The organism is Sulfitobacter sp. HI0027, from assembly GCF_001634775.1.
Classification (GTDB): domain Bacteria; phylum Pseudomonadota; class Alphaproteobacteria; order Rhodobacterales; family Rhodobacteraceae; genus Sulfitobacter.
Genome location: NZ_LWER01000361.1, coordinates 1 through 324, shown reverse-complemented (window position 1 = coordinate 324; position 324 = coordinate 1). Strand labels below are relative to the sequence as shown.

General features: G+C 58.0%; 1 protein-coding gene. It reads right to left on the bottom strand.

Annotated elements, in window-relative coordinates:
* Nucleotides 1–324, bottom strand: a 324-nt coding sequence (locus A3722_RS17065) for an ABC transporter permease (RefSeq protein ID WP_150120536.1), incomplete at both ends; no start/stop codon positions are given.

Below are 324 nucleotides of genomic sequence, written 5' to 3'. Positions count from 1 at the left end.
CACCGAGATCATCAACAGAACAGTTGAAATCGCATTGATCTCAGGTGTCACCACCCGCCGTAGTTGGCCCAGCATATAGGTCGGCAGGGTGTCCTGCCCGGCGGATTTCACAAATTCGGTAATGACCACGTCATCAAGGCTGATGACAAAGGCCAGCATCGCCCCGGCGAGAATGCCCGGCCAAAGCTGGGGCAGGGTCACATGGCGGAAAACCTGAAACGGCGTGCCATAGAGGTCCGCCCCCGCCTGTTCGAGGGTCAGGTCCATGCCTTGAAGCCGTGCGCGGATCGGAAGATAGGCAAAGGGAATGCAAAAGGCCGAATG